General features: G+C 30.9%; 20 protein-coding genes. 1 reads left to right on the forward strand and 19 read right to left on the reverse strand.

What is annotated here, in order from left to right:
• Window positions 1–2: 2 nt before the first annotated feature.
• Entirely contained in the window at window positions 3–1,526 is a 1,524-nt protein-coding gene (locus LGK97_RS01140) for a YifB family Mg chelatase-like AAA ATPase (protein WP_226257893.1), read from the reverse strand.
• Between the two features lie 219 nt (window positions 1,527–1,745).
• Here LGK97_RS01140 and LGK97_RS01145 point away from each other — a divergent pair, with 219 nt between their 5' ends.
• Complete coding sequence (locus LGK97_RS01145; protein ID WP_226257894.1) at window positions 1,746–2,114, forward strand: YraN family protein; 369 nt, start codon at window positions 1,746–1,748, stop codon at window positions 2,112–2,114.
• Window positions 2,115–2,197: 83 nt separating this feature from the next.
• Here the strand turns inward: LGK97_RS01145 and LGK97_RS01150 are convergent, their stop codons facing one another.
• The 18 genes from LGK97_RS01150 to LGK97_RS01235 form a co-directional block, all read right to left on the reverse strand.
• Window positions 2,198–2,989, reverse strand: coding sequence for a ribonuclease HII (locus LGK97_RS01150; protein ID WP_226258003.1), 792 nt, complete (start codon window positions 2,987–2,989; stop codon window positions 2,198–2,200).
• Window positions 2,990–3,143: 154 nt separating this feature from the next.
• The gene (gene ylqF, locus LGK97_RS01155; RefSeq protein WP_226258004.1) at window positions 3,144–3,995 is read right to left on the reverse strand and encodes a ribosome biogenesis GTPase YlqF; all 852 of its coding nucleotides are present in this window, start codon (window positions 3,993–3,995) and stop codon (window positions 3,144–3,146) included.
• A 91-nt stretch (window positions 3,996–4,086) separates the two neighbouring features.
• A complete protein-coding gene (rplS, locus tag LGK97_RS01160) occupies window positions 4,087–4,434 on the reverse strand; it encodes a 50S ribosomal protein L19 (RefSeq protein WP_226257895.1) in 348 nt (115 codons plus the stop codon).
• A gap of 145 nt (window positions 4,435–4,579) precedes the next feature.
• A complete protein-coding gene (gene trmD, locus LGK97_RS01165) occupies window positions 4,580–5,302 on the reverse strand; it encodes a tRNA (guanosine(37)-N1)-methyltransferase TrmD (protein ID WP_226257896.1) in 723 nt (240 codons plus the stop codon).
• Window positions 5,299–5,793 carry a ribosome maturation factor RimM gene (gene rimM, locus LGK97_RS01170; RefSeq protein WP_226257897.1) on the reverse strand — a complete coding sequence of 165 codons (495 nt, stop codon included), beginning with the start codon at window positions 5,791–5,793 and terminating at the stop codon, window positions 5,299–5,301. Before rimM ends, trmD begins: the two co-directional genes overlap by 4 nt.
• Before the next feature lie 130 nt (window positions 5,794–5,923).
• A complete protein-coding gene (locus LGK97_RS01175; RefSeq protein WP_226257898.1) occupies window positions 5,924–6,151 on the reverse strand; it encodes a KH domain-containing protein in 228 nt (75 codons plus the stop codon).
• A 34-nt stretch (window positions 6,152–6,185) separates the two neighbouring features.
• Window positions 6,186–6,428: a 30S ribosomal protein S16 gene (gene rpsP / locus LGK97_RS01180; protein WP_226257899.1), complete on the reverse strand. Its 243-nt coding sequence runs from the start codon at window positions 6,426–6,428 to the stop codon at window positions 6,186–6,188.
• A 50-nt stretch (window positions 6,429–6,478) separates the two neighbouring features.
• Complete coding sequence (gene ffh / locus LGK97_RS01185) at window positions 6,479–7,828, reverse strand: signal recognition particle protein (protein WP_226257900.1); 1,350 nt, start codon at window positions 7,826–7,828, stop codon at window positions 6,479–6,481.
• A 10-nt stretch (window positions 7,829–7,838) separates the two neighbouring features.
• Complete coding sequence (locus LGK97_RS01190) at window positions 7,839–8,186, reverse strand: putative DNA-binding protein (RefSeq protein WP_226257901.1); 348 nt, start codon at window positions 8,184–8,186, stop codon at window positions 7,839–7,841.
• 78 nt (window positions 8,187–8,264) lie between these two features.
• On the reverse strand, window positions 8,265–9,176 hold the full coding sequence (ftsY, locus tag LGK97_RS01195) for a signal recognition particle-docking protein FtsY (RefSeq protein ID WP_226257902.1): 912 nt from the start codon (window positions 9,174–9,176) through the stop codon (window positions 8,265–8,267).
• Window positions 9,177–9,258: 82 nt separating this feature from the next.
• Window positions 9,259–12,813, reverse strand: a complete 3,555-nt coding sequence (gene smc, locus LGK97_RS01200; protein ID WP_226257903.1) for a chromosome segregation protein SMC — start codon at window positions 12,811–12,813, stop codon at window positions 9,259–9,261.
• Window positions 12,814–13,110: 297 nt separating this feature from the next.
• A complete protein-coding gene (locus tag LGK97_RS01205) occupies window positions 13,111–13,371 on the reverse strand; it encodes a stage V sporulation protein S (protein ID WP_226257904.1) in 261 nt (86 codons plus the stop codon).
• Window positions 13,372–13,434: 63 nt separating this feature from the next.
• Entirely contained in the window at window positions 13,435–14,526 is a 1,092-nt protein-coding gene (locus tag LGK97_RS01210; RefSeq protein WP_226257905.1) for an elongator complex protein 3, read from the reverse strand.
• Window positions 14,519–15,220 carry a ribonuclease III gene (gene rnc, locus LGK97_RS01215; protein WP_413228403.1) on the reverse strand — a complete coding sequence of 234 codons (702 nt, stop codon included), beginning with the start codon at window positions 15,218–15,220 and terminating at the stop codon, window positions 14,519–14,521. Before rnc ends, LGK97_RS01210 begins: the two co-directional genes overlap by 8 nt.
• Window positions 15,221–15,500: 280 nt before the next feature.
• Window positions 15,501–15,734 (reverse strand): acyl carrier protein, encoded by a 234-nt coding sequence (acpP, locus tag LGK97_RS01220; RefSeq protein WP_226258005.1) that lies wholly within the window; start codon window positions 15,732–15,734, stop codon window positions 15,501–15,503.
• Window positions 15,735–15,914: 180 nt separating this feature from the next.
• Window positions 15,915–16,928, reverse strand: coding sequence for a phosphate acyltransferase PlsX (plsX, locus tag LGK97_RS01225; RefSeq protein WP_226257907.1), 1,014 nt, complete (start codon window positions 16,926–16,928; stop codon window positions 15,915–15,917).
• A gap of 164 nt (window positions 16,929–17,092) precedes the next feature.
• Entirely contained in the window at window positions 17,093–17,278 is a 186-nt protein-coding gene (gene rpmF / locus LGK97_RS01230) for a 50S ribosomal protein L32 (protein ID WP_226257908.1), read from the reverse strand.
• A gap of 12 nt (window positions 17,279–17,290) precedes the next feature.
• Entirely contained in the window at window positions 17,291–17,791 is a 501-nt protein-coding gene (locus LGK97_RS01235) for a YceD family protein (RefSeq protein ID WP_226257909.1), read from the reverse strand.
• Between the last annotated feature and the right edge of the window lie 183 nt (window positions 17,792–17,974).

Below are 17,974 nucleotides of genomic sequence, written 5' to 3' on the forward strand. Positions count from 1 at the left end.
CTTTAAACTATTCTTTCATCTATAAACTTTCTATATTGCATAGCTTCAATGATATGCTTCTCCAATATATTTTCACTTTCATCTAAATCTGCAATAGTCCTAGCCACCTTAAGAATTCTAGAATAAGCTCGAGTACTTAAATTAAACTTTTTATACATTAATTCCATAATATTATTAACCTTAGTATCTAAATTACAGTATTTCTTAATTAACTTTTGACTCATTTCAGCATTACAATTGATTTTTTCTTCTCTAAATCTTTTTAATTGAATAGCCCTCGCGGCTTCAACTCTTTTTTTAATCAAATCAGATCTTTCACTATTTTTACCACTAGCTATTTTGTTATAAGGTAGAGCATTTACTGATGTAAATATATCGATACGATCTAATAATGGTCCACTTAATTTGCTTAAATATCTTCTTCTTTCATAATCACTGCAGCTACATTGCTTTTCATAAGTTCCATAGTATCCACAGGGGCATGGATTTAACGCACCTACAAACATGAAGTTAGATGGATACTCTACAGTTCCATTAACTCTTGAAATATTAATTTTTCTTTCTTCTAGTGGCTGTCTTAATATTTCTATTACATTTTTTTTAAATTCCAATATTTCATCTAAAAACAAAACTCCCTTATGAGCTAAAGAAACTTCTCCAGGTATTATTTTATTTCCTCCGCCTACCAGAGCAATCCTTGATATGGTATGATGTGGACTTCTAAAAGGTCTTTGAAGAATAACTTCTCCATTGGTAGAAACGTTTCCAGAAACACTATAAATCCTAGTAACTTCCAATGCTTCTTCTTGACTTAAGGTGGGTAGTATAGTCGGTATTCTCTTAGCCATCATTGATTTACCGGAGCCCGGAGGACCATACATAATTAAATTATGATTTCCTGCAGCTGCTACCTCAATAGCTCGTTTCGAACTCTCTTGTCCCATAACATCTTCATAGTCTAATTCTTCATTAATTAATACTTCTGTATCACTACTTTGTGAATAGGGCATTAAGTCCTTATAATTTAAAAAATCTATCACTTGAATTAAATTATCTAAGGGAAATATTTTTGCAGATTTAACAAGGCTACACTCTTTTGCATTATCACTAGGTACTATAAACTTTTCAATACCATTTTCTATTCCTTCCATAACAACAGGCAATGCACCTCTTACTTTCTTTAGCTTACCAAATAAAGATAATTCACCGATAAATAGATAATCGTTAATATCATTAATAATTATTTGCTTAGTCGCAAGTAGTATGCCTATAGCTATTGGTAAATCAAATAAGGACCCTTCTTTTTTGAGGTCTGCAGGTGCTAAATTAATTGTTATTCTACTCACCGGGAACTCAAATCCTGAATTTAGAATTGCAGAACGTACCCGCTCCCTAGATTCTTTAACAGAAATATCTGCAAGTCCAACAATATTTAACGCTGGTAATCCCCTTGTAATATCAATTTCAACGGTAACTATAACCCCTTTAATTCCAGCAAATGAAGCTGACATAATTTGTATTGCCATGTTATCACCTCTTACCTTACTTTTTCTTATTATTTCTCATATATAATTATTGACAAAATAATATTCTATAAACTTTATTATAAAATTAAATTCTGTTTACTTTTAAATTTTTGGGCAATAATTGTAACTATTCAAACTAACTAGAAGCTATTATATTAAAATTAATATAATAGCAATGTTTACATATAATTAATAAAAACTTTTGGAAGGATGTTTCCTATGAAATCGTTTAACAAAGATATCGGTTCACTTGGTGAAGATATATCAGAAGGCTATTTTGAGAACTTAGGGTATAATATTTTAGACAAAAATTTTAGATGTAAATGTGGAGAAATTGATTTAATTGTAGTAAATAACGGTTATATTTGTTTTGTAGAAGTTAAAACTAGGTATGGAATAAACTTTGGTATTCCAGCTGAATCAGTTAGTTTTTCTAAGCAACATAAAATTTATAAGACAGCGCAGATGTACATTATGACGAGACATATCGTTAACTTTAATTTTAGATTTGATGTTGTTGAAATAATTCTAAATCATGATAATAATGATTTTTTAATTAATCATATTGAAGATGCATTTCAAGTGTAGTTTTTAGCTATAAAATAAAAAAATACAAATACAATCACTTTACTGAATTTGTATTTGTAAACTTTATGTTAATTATTATTGTATTATTTTAGAATATTTTTTAAGAAACTCATCCTATGCATAGGAGTAATCCCATGCTCCTTTATGGCAAGCACATGTTCCTCTGTGCCATACCCAACATTCTTTTCAAATCCATAATTAGGATACTTATCATGATACTTTAACATAAGTTCATCCCTATATACCTTTGCAATTATAGATGCACAAGCTATACTTATACTTTTTGTGTCTCCTTTTATTACAAATTCATTTAGACCTTTAAATCCTTTTATTTTATATCCATCAGATAAAACTAAATCTGGTTTAATGGCAAGCCCCGCACAAGAGTCTATAAATACTTGATTGTTGCAAAAACCAATACCCTTTTCATCAATCTCATTGTTATCAATAGCAATTATCTTATAATCTAAAGCTTTTTCTTTAATAATACAAGATAATTCTTTCCTTAAAGCTGCAGATAACTTTTTAGAATCATTAGCTCTTAATATTAAATCCTTATGGTCTTCTATACTTAAATCTAATATCACCGCCGCCGCAACTATTGGCCCAGCAAGAGGTCCACGTCCAACTTCGTCAACTCCAGCTATATGTTTATAATTTCCAAAGCTTTTATCAAACTCGTACATTCTTTTTACTCTCTGAATTTCTTTTTCTTTTAGCTCAAAGTTTCTAACCATTTTATCACCTAGTTTTTGAACTGTTTTCCGATTGTCTTCCAACAAAAGTTTTAATATATTTCTCCTATCACTATCTTTTATAATCTTATCAGTGATTTTTATATTTAAAACATATTCACTTATTTCCTTATAACTCATATTTGAAAAGTCAACATTAAGACCCACGGCTTTTTCTCCTTCATTATACTAATTAGGCACCTTAATAAACAATTAGATAATACTATAATTGTTTATTAAGATGCCTATGTACATTTTGCACTAAATTAATATATGATTATTTTTGTGTAAAAACTTAAACTTCGTCTGCCCTTTCTAGCGATATAGACCCTAATTTACCACCTCTAAATTCATCTAGAAGCATTACTGCAATTCTATTGTAGTCAATATTTCCGCCAGAGATTACGGCACCTCTTTTCTTACCTATGTTATCCATATTATCTATAGGATTCTCCATAATTTCTGAAAGTTTGTATCTCTCTACTAATCTTTGTGCATTATTAACTTGAAGTCTTTCTACAAGCCTAAGCGCCAATTCTTCGATATCCATAATTTCATCTTTAATAGCCCCTGTAAATGCCAGATTTAGACCAACTGCTTCATCTTCGAATTTAGGCCATAAAACTCCCGGAGTGTCCATAAGTTCTATACCTAAGCTAGTTTTTATCCATTGCTTAGTCTTGGTAACCCCTGGTTTGTCACCAGTTTTAGCTATATTGTTTTTTGCCATTTTGTTTATAAAAGAAGATTTACCTACATTAGGTATACCAACTACCATAACTCTTATAACTATGTTAACTAACCCTTTTTTTCTCTGCCTATCATGCTTTGCTTTCAATAATTCCTCGAGAGTAGGTTTTATACCTTTTAACCCTTCTCCTGTGATGCAATTTACAGCCAATGGCTTAACAGTATCAGTTGTAAGCTTCCTTATCCAATCTTTAGTAACTTTATCTTCTGCTAAGTCAGATTTATTTAACAAAATAACTCTAGGCTTATCTTTACAAATTTCATCTATTTGAGGATTAGCACTTGATTTAACTATCCTTGCATCTCTAATTTCTATTACAGCATCAACAAGTTTTAAACTTTCTTGAATTTGTCTTCTAGTTTTTGCCATGTGCCCTGGAAACCAATTTATACTCATGCTCATATTTATCTAATCCTTCCCATTTTATTGAATGGATAAAGTCTTAAAACTACTTTAAAGTAAAAAGGGACTTTACAGCCCCATTTTTTTATCTCATTCTTTCTTTAACTTTTGCAGCCTTACCAACTCTATCTCTTAAGTAGAATAGTTTAGCTCTTCTAACTTTACCTAATCTTACGATTTCAATCTTCTCAATAACCGGAGCGTTTACTGGGAATGTTTTTTCGCAACCAACACCACCTGATACTCTTCTTACTGTGAAAGTTTCTCTTAATCCACCATTTTGTCTTTTAAGAACGGTTCCTTCGAAAACTTGAACTCTTTCCTTAGCACCTTCTTTGATTTTGATGTGAACTTTAACAGTATCACCTACATGAAAATCTGGTAAGTCAGTTCTAATTTGCTCTGCTTCTATTTGTCTTATAATTTCTAACATGTGCATTCCCTCCTAAAATTTATTGTAACGTTCATACTCATTTTAACATGACAGAGGACCGCCCGTACTAGCACAAAGTATATTTTATCATATATTTATATATATATCAACGTAAAAATACAATTTATGCTTAAATCCAAGAACTTTATTTTTTTTCAGTTGCCTTACTTAATAGTTTTATATCTTCCTTGGTAAGTTTGAGCTTTTCAAATAAATCTGGTCTCTTTTCTTTAGTTATTAGAAGTGATTGTAGCCTTCTCCACTTACGTACGTTCTCATGATGCCCTGAGGTTAATATCTCTGGAACCAATGAACCCTCAAAGCACTCTGGCCTTGTATAATGAGGATACTCTAGTACTCCATCATAAAAGGATTCCTCTGTGAAGCTTTCACTACAGGATAACACCCCTGGTATTAGCCTACAAATACTATCCACTATAGGTATGCATGCCATTTCCCCACCTGTTAAAACATAATCACCTAAAGAAAGTTCCATATCGATGTAATCATAAGTTCTTTCATCTATGCCTTCGTAATGACCACATACAAATATTAATTCTTTTTCTAAGCACAATTCCTTAGCAATTTCTTGGGTAAAGGTATTCCCCCTAGGTCCTAGAAATATTACTTTCCCACTATTATGTACTTTAATATCTTTAATGCTATGAATTAAGGGTTGAGCCAGCATTACCATACCTGCTCCACCACCATAAGGATAATCATCTACTTTTTTATGTTTATTCAAAGAATAATCTCTAATATTATGAGCTTTAATATCCAGTATATTTTTATCTATTGCTTTTCCAATAATACTCTGATTAAAAATCTGAAACATTTCAGGAAATAGCGTCAAAATATCTATTTTCATTCCATCCATTCTTTCACTGGTTTAATTATTATTACACGTTTATCCATATCTATACTAAGCACAATATCCTTAAGCACTGGAATGAGTACTTCTGTATTTCCTTTAACCCAATACACATCATTACCTGGAGTATGCAAAACGTCATATATCTTTCCTAGTTCTTCTTCTCCATTTTCTTCATAAACACTACAATCTAATAGGTCAGCCACATAGTAACTACCCTCTGGTAACTTAATTGCATCTTCCCTACTAACCATCAAGTATTTATTTCTATATAATTCTGCTTGTTCTATACTGTCGATACCTTCAATCTTAAGTATTACTTTGTCTGTTTGAAGTTTACAACCTTCAACTTTTCTAAGTTCTCCATCAATATACACACTTTTTAATTTTTTAAATCTTTCAAGACTATCTGTTAATGAAAAAACCTTAACTTCACCCTTTAAACCATGTGTTTTACCAATCTGACCTACATTCATAAATTCTTTCATTTAAAATCCTCCTTTCAATTTCATTTATATAGATAACTCCAATTTAGAAGTTACTAATTATATATTTTACCCATCAACGTATTAAAAACTCAATATTTAATTAAAATAAGAGTTAGGCAGAACCTAACTCTTACTTTATTTCAACAACTACCTTTTTATTTTCTTTAACGGCAGCTGCCTTAACAACGGTTCTAATAGCTTTTGCTATTCTACCTTGTTTGCCTATAACTTTTCCCATATCCTCATGCGCTACAGATAATTCAAGAACTATAGCATGCTCATGAGTTACTTCGTTTACTACTACCATTTCTGGTTTATCAACTAAAGACTTTGCCAATACTTCAAGTAACTGTTTCATGGAAAACTCCTCCATTCATTACTTACAAATTTTTCTAGTTGACTGCTATTTTGTTAAGTAATCTTTTAACTGTATCAGATGGTTGTGCACCATTCTTAATCCAATTAGCTGCTTTCTCAGTATCAATTTTAATAGTAGTTGGCTCTGTTGTTGGATTGTAGTATCCTATTTCTTCGATGAATTTTCCATCTCTAGGAGATCTTGAATCTGCAACTACCACTCTATAAAATGGAGCATGTTTAGCACCCATTCTTTTTAATCTTATTTTAACTGCCATGTATATCACCTCCTTTAAATATAAATTTAGTCACTATCTAAGTTGTTTTATTAAAAAGGCATTTTACCAAACAAACCTTTTTTACCAGGTTTTTGGAAACCCTTTGCTTGCTTCATGAATTTTTTCATCATTTCAAAATCTTTTAATAGCTTATTAACTTGCTGTACCAAAGTACCTGATCCATTAGCAATTCGCTTTTTTCTAGAAGAAGATCCGCTAACCAAACTAGGATGTTTTCTTTCTGCTATAGTCATTGATCTTATAATAGCCTCAACCTTGCCCATTTCTTTCTCACTTTGGGATAAGTCTACACCTTGCAACTCTTTTTTATTAACACCTGGCATCATTTCTATTAACTTATTCAATGGCCCAAGCTTTTTCATTTGTTGCATGGATGCTAAAAAATCATCTAAATTAAATTCTTGAGAAAGCATTCTGCTTCCAAGTTCCTTAGCTTCAGTTTCATCTATAGCCTGTTGCGCCTTTTCTATTAATGAAAGTACATCCCCCATACCAAGTATACGTGATGCCATTCTATCTGGATAAAAAACTTCTAAATCGTTCATTTTTTCGCCAGTACCAACAAATTTTATAGGCTTTCCAGTTATTGCTTTAATAGATAGTGCAGCACCACCTCTGGTATCTCCATCTAGTTTAGTTAAAATTACGCCAGTTATGTCTAACTGTGAATTAAAACTCTCGGCTACATTAACCGCATCTTGTCCTGTCATAGAATCTACAACTAACATTATTTCACTAGGTTTCATGCTTAATTTTATATTTTGAAGTTCTTCCATAAGACTTTCATCTATATGAAGTCTTCCTGCTGTATCTATTATAACTACATTATTACCATTTTCTTTAGCAAATGCTAAAGACGCTTTTGCTATGTCTACTGGAGTAACCTTGTCTCCCATAGTAAATACTGGAACATCAATTTGTTTTCCTACTACTTGTAGTTGTTTAATTGCCGCAGGTCTATATATATCACAAGCAACTAATAAAGGTTTTTTATTTTTTCTTTTAAGTGAAAGGGCAAGTTTACCACCCATAGTGGTTTTACCAGCACCTTGAAGTCCTACCAGCATGATAACCGTTAATCCTTCTGAAGAAAGTTCTAGCTTGCTTTCCGCATTTCCCATTAAATTAGTTAACTCATCATTAACAATTTTAATAACCTGCTGCCCAGGTGTTAAACTTTGTAGCACTCCATTACCTAGACATTTTTCACTAACATTCTTTACAAAATCTTTAACTACTTTATAATTAACATCAGCTTCAAGCAATGCCAGTTTTACTTCTCTCATAGCATCTTTGATATCTTTTTCGGAAAGCTTACCCTTACCTTTTAATTTTTTTATGGTATCTTGTAATTTAGAAGATAATCCTTCAAAAGCCATAATAACCCTCCTAAATATTTTCGACAATTTGGGTTTTTATATCATATATAAGCTGATTCATTTTTTCATCTTTTATGTTAATCTGTAAGTTATCTAATTTTGATAGTACATTTTCCAAAGTTTCTTTTAGTTTATGATTTTTACTTAATAAATTTAACTTTTCCTCATATACTAAAAGTACCTTTTCACATTTTTTTATGGTATCATGAATAGCTTGCCTACTAGTATTATTTAGCTCTGCTATTTCTGATAAAGAGAAATCATTATTAAAATATAAATCCATTATATCCCTCTGCTTTTCAGTAAGCAATTCACTATAAAAATCAAATAATAGAGACGTTTCAAATCTTTTTTCCATTTCATCACCACTCACAAGTCATATAATATCAGAATTAATATACCGTGTCAAGTAGTTTTGCTTAACAGATTATTTTTTTTAAAATAAAGCATCTACAAAATCTTTTGAATTAAACTCTTGTAAATCATCTATTCCTTCACCAACACCTATATATTTAACTGGTATTTCAAGTTGTTTTTTAATTGATATTACAATACCACCTTTAGCAGTTCCATCTAATTTAGTTAGTATTATTCCATCTATGTGGCATATCGCCATAAACTGCTTAGCCTGTTCAACACCATTTTGTCCTGTGGTAGCATCAAGCACTAGTAAAGTTTCCATGTTTGCCTCACTATACTCACGCTTAATTACTCTATTTATCTTTCCGAGTTCATCCATAAGATTTTTTTTGTTATGAAGTCTTCCTGCAGTATCACAAATTAGTATATCAACTTTTCTTGCCTTAGCTGCTTGAACAGCATCAAAAACCACCGCCGCAGGGTCAGACCCTTCTTGATGTTTTATGAGTTCAACACCTGCCCTACTGCTCCATACCTCTAATTGATCAATTGCAGCAGCTCTAAATGTATCTGCAGCAGCAATTAGAACTTTATACTTTTCGGATTTCAGAGAAGCAGCTATTTTACCAATTGAGGTTGTTTTTCCAACTCCATTTACACCTATTATCAGCAAAACCTTTGGCAGCACAACAGGCATCGTTGAATTTTCATCTTCGCCTAATATATCTATTATAACTTCCTTTAAGCAAGGTCTAATTCCTGACGGATCTTTTACTTTATCTTCTTTAACCTTCTTTTTAAGTTTTTCAATAATATAAATAGAGGTTTCTACTCCAATGTCCGATGTTATTAATATTTCTTCTAATTCCTCATATAACTCATCATCAATGGTAATGGCTAAATTTAATACCTCACTAACTTTTTCCGTAATACTATTTCTAGTTTTTGTTAACCCATCTTTTAATTTATCAAAAAATCCTCCAAACACTTACATTCCTCCTTACTGATTTTTAACTATACATTTTCTTATATCTAATTTATATATCAAGTAGTAATTCTTATAACCCTTTCTACTTACCAAAATCTACTGACACTATTTTAGAAACTCCTTTTTCCTCCATAGTAACTCCATACAATACATCACTGGCCTCCATAGTTCCTTTTCGGTGAGTTATTATAATAAATTGAACATCATCAGAAAATTTCTTTAAGAATTCCGCATATCTATATACATTTGCATCGTCAAGTGCCGCCTCAATTTCATCCAAAATGCAAAATGGTGTGGGCTTCATCTTTAAAATAGCAAACAATAATGCAATGGCTGATAGCACCTTTTCCCCACCAGACATTAAGTTTATACTTTGAAGTTTTTTTCCTGGCGGCTGCACATTAATATCTATTTTACCCGTTAGTTCATCCCCTTCTGTAAGTATTAAATCCGCACTTCCACCCTTAAATAGTTCCGCGAAGGTTTCTTGGAAGTTCTCTCTTAGTATAATAAAGTTTTCCGCAAATATTTCTTTCATTTTTTCGGTCATTTCAACTATTACAGTTAATAATTCATTTTTAGCAGACATCAAGTCTTCTCTTTGATCATCCATAAAAGTAAATTTTTCTTTTACTTCTTTATACTCCTCTATAGCACCAACATTAACTTTGCCAAGCGCAGAAATAGACCCTTTTAATACTATTATTTCTTTTTTAAGCTTGTCAACATCATCAATTTCATTTTCAAATTCAAGTGCTTCTGCATAGGTTATTTCAAAGTCTTCATTCAACTTTTCGTAATGAGCATCCTTTTCCATTCCTACTTTTGCAAATGCTAATTCGCATTTATACAAATCTTTTTCGCCTTTTTCTAACATAATCGAAACATTGTCTAGCTTTTCAACACATATCTTTATTTTTTCTTTAATTTTAATTCTTTCAATTTCATTGTCTTCAAAGTTCTTTTCCATTTTTTCTAACACAGCCATTGTTTCACCTAGTTTTTTCTCAGTGGTTTGAATAGCTTCTTCACTTATCATCCTATTTTTCATAGCTTCTTCTATTTCTCTAGAAAATATGATTATATTCTCATTATATACTAATATCTCAGCCTTTAGCCTTTCAATTTCAGAATGCTTATTATTTATTGTTTCATCAATCTGAGCTTTTTTTATCTTATCATCAATAATTGATTCTTTTATACCCTCAATTTCTAGTAACTTGTCTTTCAATTTTAATTCAACATTATTAAGTTTCTGCTCTATTTCCTTTGTTGCCAGTTCAAATTCAGCAAGACAGATATTTTTTTCCTTAACTTCCTTACTATCTAGTTCAAATTTACTTACCTCTGACAATCTCTCCGCCTCTAATTTAATTATGTTATCCTTTAGCCTCATAGTTTCATCTTCAATTGCATTTATTTTAGCTTCAGTCTTTGCTACTTCAATATTTTCAAAGTGAATTTTATCCTTTAGATTTAAATTTTCTTCATCTAATATTAAAACTTTAGATTTACTTTGTTTTATATTTTCTAAGTAAATAATCAGTTCATTTTTCAGTGTGACTAAATCCTTAGCTAGCTCCTGTATTTCTCTTTTTCTACCGATTATGCTTGAAGTCTTTGAGTATATACTTCCACCAGTTAATGATCCACCAGGATTTATAACCTCCCCAGATAGTGTAACAATTTTATATCTATAATTATTATTTTTCGATATTTGCAACGCTGAATCCATGTCCTTACATATAATTGTTTTGCCAAGAATAAAAGTCATAACCTCGCTAAATCTTTCATCATAACTTATTAATTCACTTGCAATCCCCACAAAACCAGGATCATTTTTAGTTACATTATCAATTATAAGCTTTTTACCCTTAATAATATTCAAAGGCAAAAACGTTGCTCTTCCAAGGTTATTAGCCTTCAAATATGTGATGAGCATTTTTGCCACTGATTCATCTTTGGTTATTATATGTGATATAGTTCCGCCTAATGCAATTTCTATAGCCACTTCTAGATTCTTTTCAACTTTTATAACTTCTCCTAGTACAAAACAATCATTAATATTCCCTACTTTACCCTGGCTAATATGCTCCATTAAATTCTTTACTGATTTATTATAACCTTCATGTTTTTTTTCTAATGTTGTAAGAACATTAAAATTAGCTTCTGCTTTACTTATCTTAAAGTTACAATTTTTCATACCCGCTTCATGAATCTCTAGATGGTTTTGATATGTATTAATTTCTTTCTTATTTTCTTTAATCTTGCTTTCATGATTATCCATAATACTTTTAATTTGTTCTATTTGACTTTCAAACATTGTTTTTGTTGTTATATTAATTTTTACTGAATTCCTGAAACTTTCAAGATTATTTTTCAAAGTATCTATTCTTACTTTGTAATAGTCTATGTTATTATTTAAAATTAATAAACTATTAGTAATCTCCGTAGTTTTATCAATATTGCTTTGCTTTTCTTCTTTGAAACATTTAGCTTCTGCGCTTTGATTTGCTAGATTTTCTTGAATATCTCTAATACTAATCTCTTTAGATTTAATCTTTTCTTCCATATCTGTTTGTGCATTTTTCATATTATTTAATGAGTTCTCTAATCCCTCAATATGTTGTTTGGTTTCTAATAGTTTTTCATGAATAACGTTACTATCTTTTGACGTTTTATCAATAACCTTTAATAAATTCTCTATCCGTTCTTTTAAAATGTTTATTTCAGAAGTACTGTTCTGGTAAACTAGCTTATTATCATAATAGAATTGTTTTTCTTCTTTATTGCGATTTTCAAACTTTTCAAATTCACAATTCCAATATTCAACATCCTTCTTAAACTGCTCTTTGCCCTCTGAAAGATTTTCCACCTCTAGTTTTAATTTAGAACATTCCTCGCCTAAACTTTTAATCTTTCCCTGAACTTTCTTTATTGAATCAATAATTAAGCTAACTTCTTTATTTTTCAACTCTTCAAAAAGCTTTAAAAAACTCTTAGCTTTTTCACTTTCATTTTTCAAGGGTTCTAATCTCTCTTCATATGTACTTAAAATATCCTTTATTCTAATCAAATTCTGCTCAGTACCAGCTAATCTCTTTTCCGATTCTTCTTTTCGTGTCTTAAACTTAACAATTCCTGCTGCCTCTTCAATAAGCTTTCTTCTTTCTTCTGTTTTCCCACTTAAAATAGCGTCAATTTTACCTTGACCTATGATAGAATAACCCTCTTTGCCTATGCCTGTATCCATAAAAAGTTGCTGCACATCTTTTAATCTACAAGATGTATTATTTATTAAATATTCGCTTTCTCCCGAGCGATATAACCTTCTTGATATGGTAACATTTGAATAATCTATGTCCAGTTCACAATCACAATTATCCAAAGTCAAGGAAACCTGAGCCAAACTAACAGGTTTCCTAAACTGTGTTCCTGCGAATATAACATCCTCCATTTTATCGCCTCTTAGGTTTTTTACACTTTGTTCCCCAAGGACCCACTTAACGGCATCTGATATATTGCTTTTCCCACTACCATTTGGACCTACCACTGCCGTAATGCCTTTTTTAAATGTTAATTCTGTTTTATCTGCAAAGGATTTAAATCCTCTTATCTCGATAGATTTTAAGAACATTGGAACACACTCCTATTTTACCTAAATAACATTGGTAATACGAAACTTAATGTAAAAATTATGATCATACCATAAATTAATATCTTAGTCTGCTTTTCTCTTTTTTTCTTATTCATACTTCACCTCATGTTTAAATTTTTATGATTTTACTTAATTTAAAAAAAATATGTATCACTAAAATCCATGTACTTTAATGTAACATATACTTTATTCTATTATATAGTATAGCATTTACAAAGAAATATCAATTACTTGAATAATAATATCCAAATAAAAAAACCGTGCATGCACGGTTTTTCATCTCGGCTCAACTATGAACTTTATAGCTGTTTTCATTTCACCATCAATAAGTATTTCGACAAAAGCGGGGATTACAACTAAATCAATGCCATTTGGAGCAACAAATCCTCTAGTAATGGCGATAGCTTTAACCGCTTGATTAACTGCCCCTGCTCCCACAGCTTGTAGCTCTACAACTGATTTTACCCTTAATACTGCAGCTAATGCTCCAGCCACGGATTTAGGTTGTGAGCTAGCAGACACCCTCAATACTTCCATTCTATTACCCCCCACTGAATTCCTTATTAAGAACACCATAGAGAGTATATTCTATATAGTAAACTAAAAACCTTTTTTATATTTTCTGCACGCATAGTCATATATACTCATAATAATACATTTTTCCCCTATAAAAACATTAATACTTCCACGCTCAGTAGTAATATCTTGGAATATATCTATCGAATCTGCCTTTATTTGTTTTTTTATGTCATAAAAAAAACTCTTACCATTAGCATAAAGCCTTGAAATATCCTTTGGGTTTATTTTCACCAAAATCTTATTGAGGGATATATCACCGATAATATTATTAATTATAGCATCATATAACATATCATTATATATGCTACCTTCCACTAACTCTCTAAATGCAGGATGAAATGGCCCTGCAACTAAATCATTGCCCTCTGAAATTTCTTCAGTGGGCTGTAATCCTATTCGAATTACATTTATTTGGTTTGAAATCATCATCATGTAAATGACCTTACTTATATCTACAGCTTCATTTAGCGAATAAGGTTTAAATTGCCCTTCTACATACATATTTTCCATATGAGTATCTTTAATTATAAGCGCAGGGTATATTCTACATATATCCGGTTTAAGAGCAATAACTCCTTTGGCTGTCTCTATATCTTTATTCATATTATCACCAGGCAGTCCTATCATAATTTGATGCCCTAATGTAAACCCATATTGTTTTATCAGCTTTGAAGCATGCTCTACATCCTTCACTGTATGACCTCTTCCGGATTTCAATAGTACCTCCTCATCTAGGGATTGCACTCCAAGTTCTATAATATCTACAGAATACTTTTTAAGATTTATTAAGATATTATCATCTATATAATCCGGTCTTGTAGATAATCTAATGAATCTTATTTTATTACTATCCTTAAACTTCTTTGCAACTTCTAACAGCTCAATCTGTTTTTCCATGTTTATAGCTGTAAATGTACCACCAAAGAAGGATACCTCAATTGTAGCATTATCGCTTTTTATTGTTCGTAAATATTCATTTACTGTTTGCTCCACATACATAGCATCAACTTTTGTGGATGTTCCTGTTATGCTATTTTGATTACAAAACACGCAATCATGTGGACAACCTTCATGAGGAACAAAAATAGGAATAATATAATGTGCTTTACTCATGCAAACCCTCCTGCCTAGCCATAACTTCTTTAGCCGCATTTTGCTCTGCTTCCTTTTTGCTGTAACCCTGTCCTGAGCCTTTTATGCAGTTATTTATTAATAAATTAACAAAGAATGTTCTCCTATGAGGTGGCCCTTCAAATCTTAAAAGCTCATAGCGAATATCAACTTCTCCATTTTGTTGTAATATTTCTTGAAGCTTAGTCTTATAATCTAAAACTATCTCATTACTAATTGCTTTTTCAATTGTTGCTTTAAAATTATTAAGTATAAATAGCTTAGCTTCCTCTATTCCTCTATCTAAATATATAGCAGCAATTATAGCTTCAACACAATCAGCCAATATTGAAACTCTATCTCTACCACCAGTAATTTCCTCCCCTTTACTCATATTCATGTACATTCCTAATTTCCAAGCAATGGCAATGTCACACAATGAATTTTCACAAACAATAAGTGATCTGATTTTAGTTAAATAGCCTTCTGGCTTTTCATTAAACCGAGTATATAAGTGTTCAGATATAATTAGCTGCAATACAGAATCGCCTAGGAATTCAAGTCTTTCGTTAAATTCAATCTTTTTTTTCTGATTTGCATAGGAGCTGTGGGTTATTGCTGTTCTAAGTAGCTCCTTATTTTTAAAATTCAATTGTAATTCGCGCTCAAGGTCATGTAACTTTATATCGTACTTCATAATCATTGCTCCTTTTCGGAAGTTTATTTAAACCTTCATTTATCTATGGATATACTATTTATTATCCCTTTATATTTACTATTTAATTAATATTTATTTTCCACGGTCTTTCAAGTTTATTATTGAATTTACTTTATAATTTAAATAAGGTAAGTAATACGATACTCACCCTTAAATCTGCTATACCATCTACTAATTATTTTCAACAGCTTCTATATTGTAGTAAATTCAAGAATAAGCTTGAAAAAGCTAAAGGCCCGCAGTAGCGCGGAGCCTTATATTATTCTTCTGAACGTGCTTTAATATATTCTACTACATCAGAAACAGTAGCCATTTTTTCAACATCTTCATCAGGAATTTCTATCTCGTACTCTTCTTCAAGTGCCATGATCAATTCCACAATATCAAGAGAATCAGCGCCTAAGTTATCCATAAAAGATGATTCCATCTTTATTTCTTCTTCATCAATGCTTAATTGTGATGCTATAGTAGCTCTAATTTTTTCAAACATAATATCTTCACCTCCTTACCTGTAGGTAACTAACAATTATAGTTTGTTATTCATGCAAATTATAATCATCTTATATTATATTAATAGGTTCTTACTAACTTATCAACTATTATATTTAAATTTAATTATATCGAAGATATAATTACCTTTGATTATGCTATAAAAAGATTATACTTCTATATCCTAATTAGCGTTATTTTCTTTCTCAGATAGTTTTTCAATTTCTAATTTTAACTTATCTACAACCTTATTTTCATAAAATATTGTAGCTTGCTTAATAGCATTCTTAAAAGCCTTTGCATCTGAACTTCCATGAGCTTTTATACAAATACCATTTACCCCTAAAAAGGCAGCTCCACCATACTCTTTATAATCAAAATCCTTTTTAAATTTTTTAAACACCGGTTTGAGTAGTATTCCACCAAGCTTAGTTCTAAATGAACTCATTATTCCAACCTTTAATATATCAAATATATTAGCAACTGCGCCTTCATACAACTTTAGAATTACATTTCCTACAAACCCATCACAAACTAAAACTTTAACGTCTCCACTTGGAATCTCTCTAGCTTCTACATTTCCTATAAAGTTTAAGTTTGCTTCCTTTAGTAGTTTATGAGCTGATTTTGAAAGTTCGTTACCCTTCTCTTCTTCTGATCCTATGTTCACTAAACCTACAGAGGGATTCGCTACTTTTAGTATGTTTTCAAAGTATGTTTTTCCCATAAGTCCAAACTGTACTAAATAATGAGGTTTACATTCTGCATTGGCTCCACAATCAATTATCATAAAGGGCCCATTTTTACCTGGCAGTACTGGCGCTAGCGCTGGTCTATCTATGCCTTTTATTCTTCCTACTATTAGTGTACATCCAGCTAAAAAAGCTCCAGAGCTTCCAGCAGAAATTATAGCATCTGCATCTCCGCTTTTTACAAGATTTAAGGCTTTTACTAAGCTGGAATCTTTCTTACGCTTAATGGCCATTACCGGATGTTCATTTGTACTTATTACTTCTTTGGCATCAATAACCTTTATTTTATTACAATCATAGGAATATTTTTTTAACTCTTCTTTAATTAAATCCTCTGAACCTGTTATTAAAATTTCTATATTGTATTCTTTTATAGCTTCAACACAACCCTCAACTACAGCCTTTGGAGAAAAATCCCCGCCCATTCCATCTACAACAACAACCATTTTTACCCTCACCTTAAATGTGTCATATTCTTATATTTATTTATATTATATACTATAGCGCACAAATATTTCTAGTATTAATAAGCCTACAATGCAAATATAATTAGATTTATTTTTTTATAAGTATCTCTTAAAAGTAAAAAGAAAGTCTTTCGACTTTCTTCTTATTTTTGTTCCATTGCAACTACTTCTCTATTCTTGTAATATCCACAGTTTTTACATACTCTATGAGCAAGTTTCATATCGTGGCATTGAGGACACTCAACTATTCCTGGTAAACCAAGTTTAAATGTTTGCGCTCTTCGAGAATCTCTTCTACCTTTTGAAAATCTTCTAGCAGGATTTCCCATTGTAACACCTCCTTAATCAGTTGAAAACAAGTTTTTTAATTTTGCCAACCTTGGGTCGATATCCTCATTTTCACATTTACATGTGTTATGATTTAAATCGATTCCGCACTGATGGCATAAGCCTTTACAATCTTTATTACAGAGTTTTTTTATAGGTAATACAGCAATGATATTATTTTCTACAATTTCATTTAAATCTAATCTATCATTTTTAATAAAAATAATATCCTCATCTTCACTCTTTAGAGTTTTCGACATTCTTTCATTTAATTCAACATTTATTGAATAAGAAAAAGTCTCAAGACACCTAGAACAAGCAAGTAATAGTTCTGTCTCCATATTCCCAGTTAAATTTATTTCTTCACCAATTGGCTTTAGGCTCAAATCTAACTTAATGGGTTTAGAAAATTGTATAAATTCATTTTCATAGGTAAAATTATCTTTTTCTAATTCTAAATGAATTTGTTTTCTTGTTTTTTTATTGCTAAATAACTCTGAAACATCTATTACCATACTATCCACTCTGAAAAACTAAATATCATTTAGTTTTTTCTCATATAAAGAAACTCTTTATACATTGTATAAACGAATTATACAGCTCGAGCAAAGCTTCTGCGTCCCTCCTAACTAAATTGTTTTTTTACTTACATCAAACACAAATTATTATATAAATAATACAGTAAAAAGTCAAGAATT

It is taken from the genome of Clostridium sp. CS001, assembly GCF_020443565.1.
In the GTDB taxonomy this organism is placed as follows: domain Bacteria; phylum Bacillota; class Clostridia; order Clostridiales; family Clostridiaceae; genus Clostridium_AD.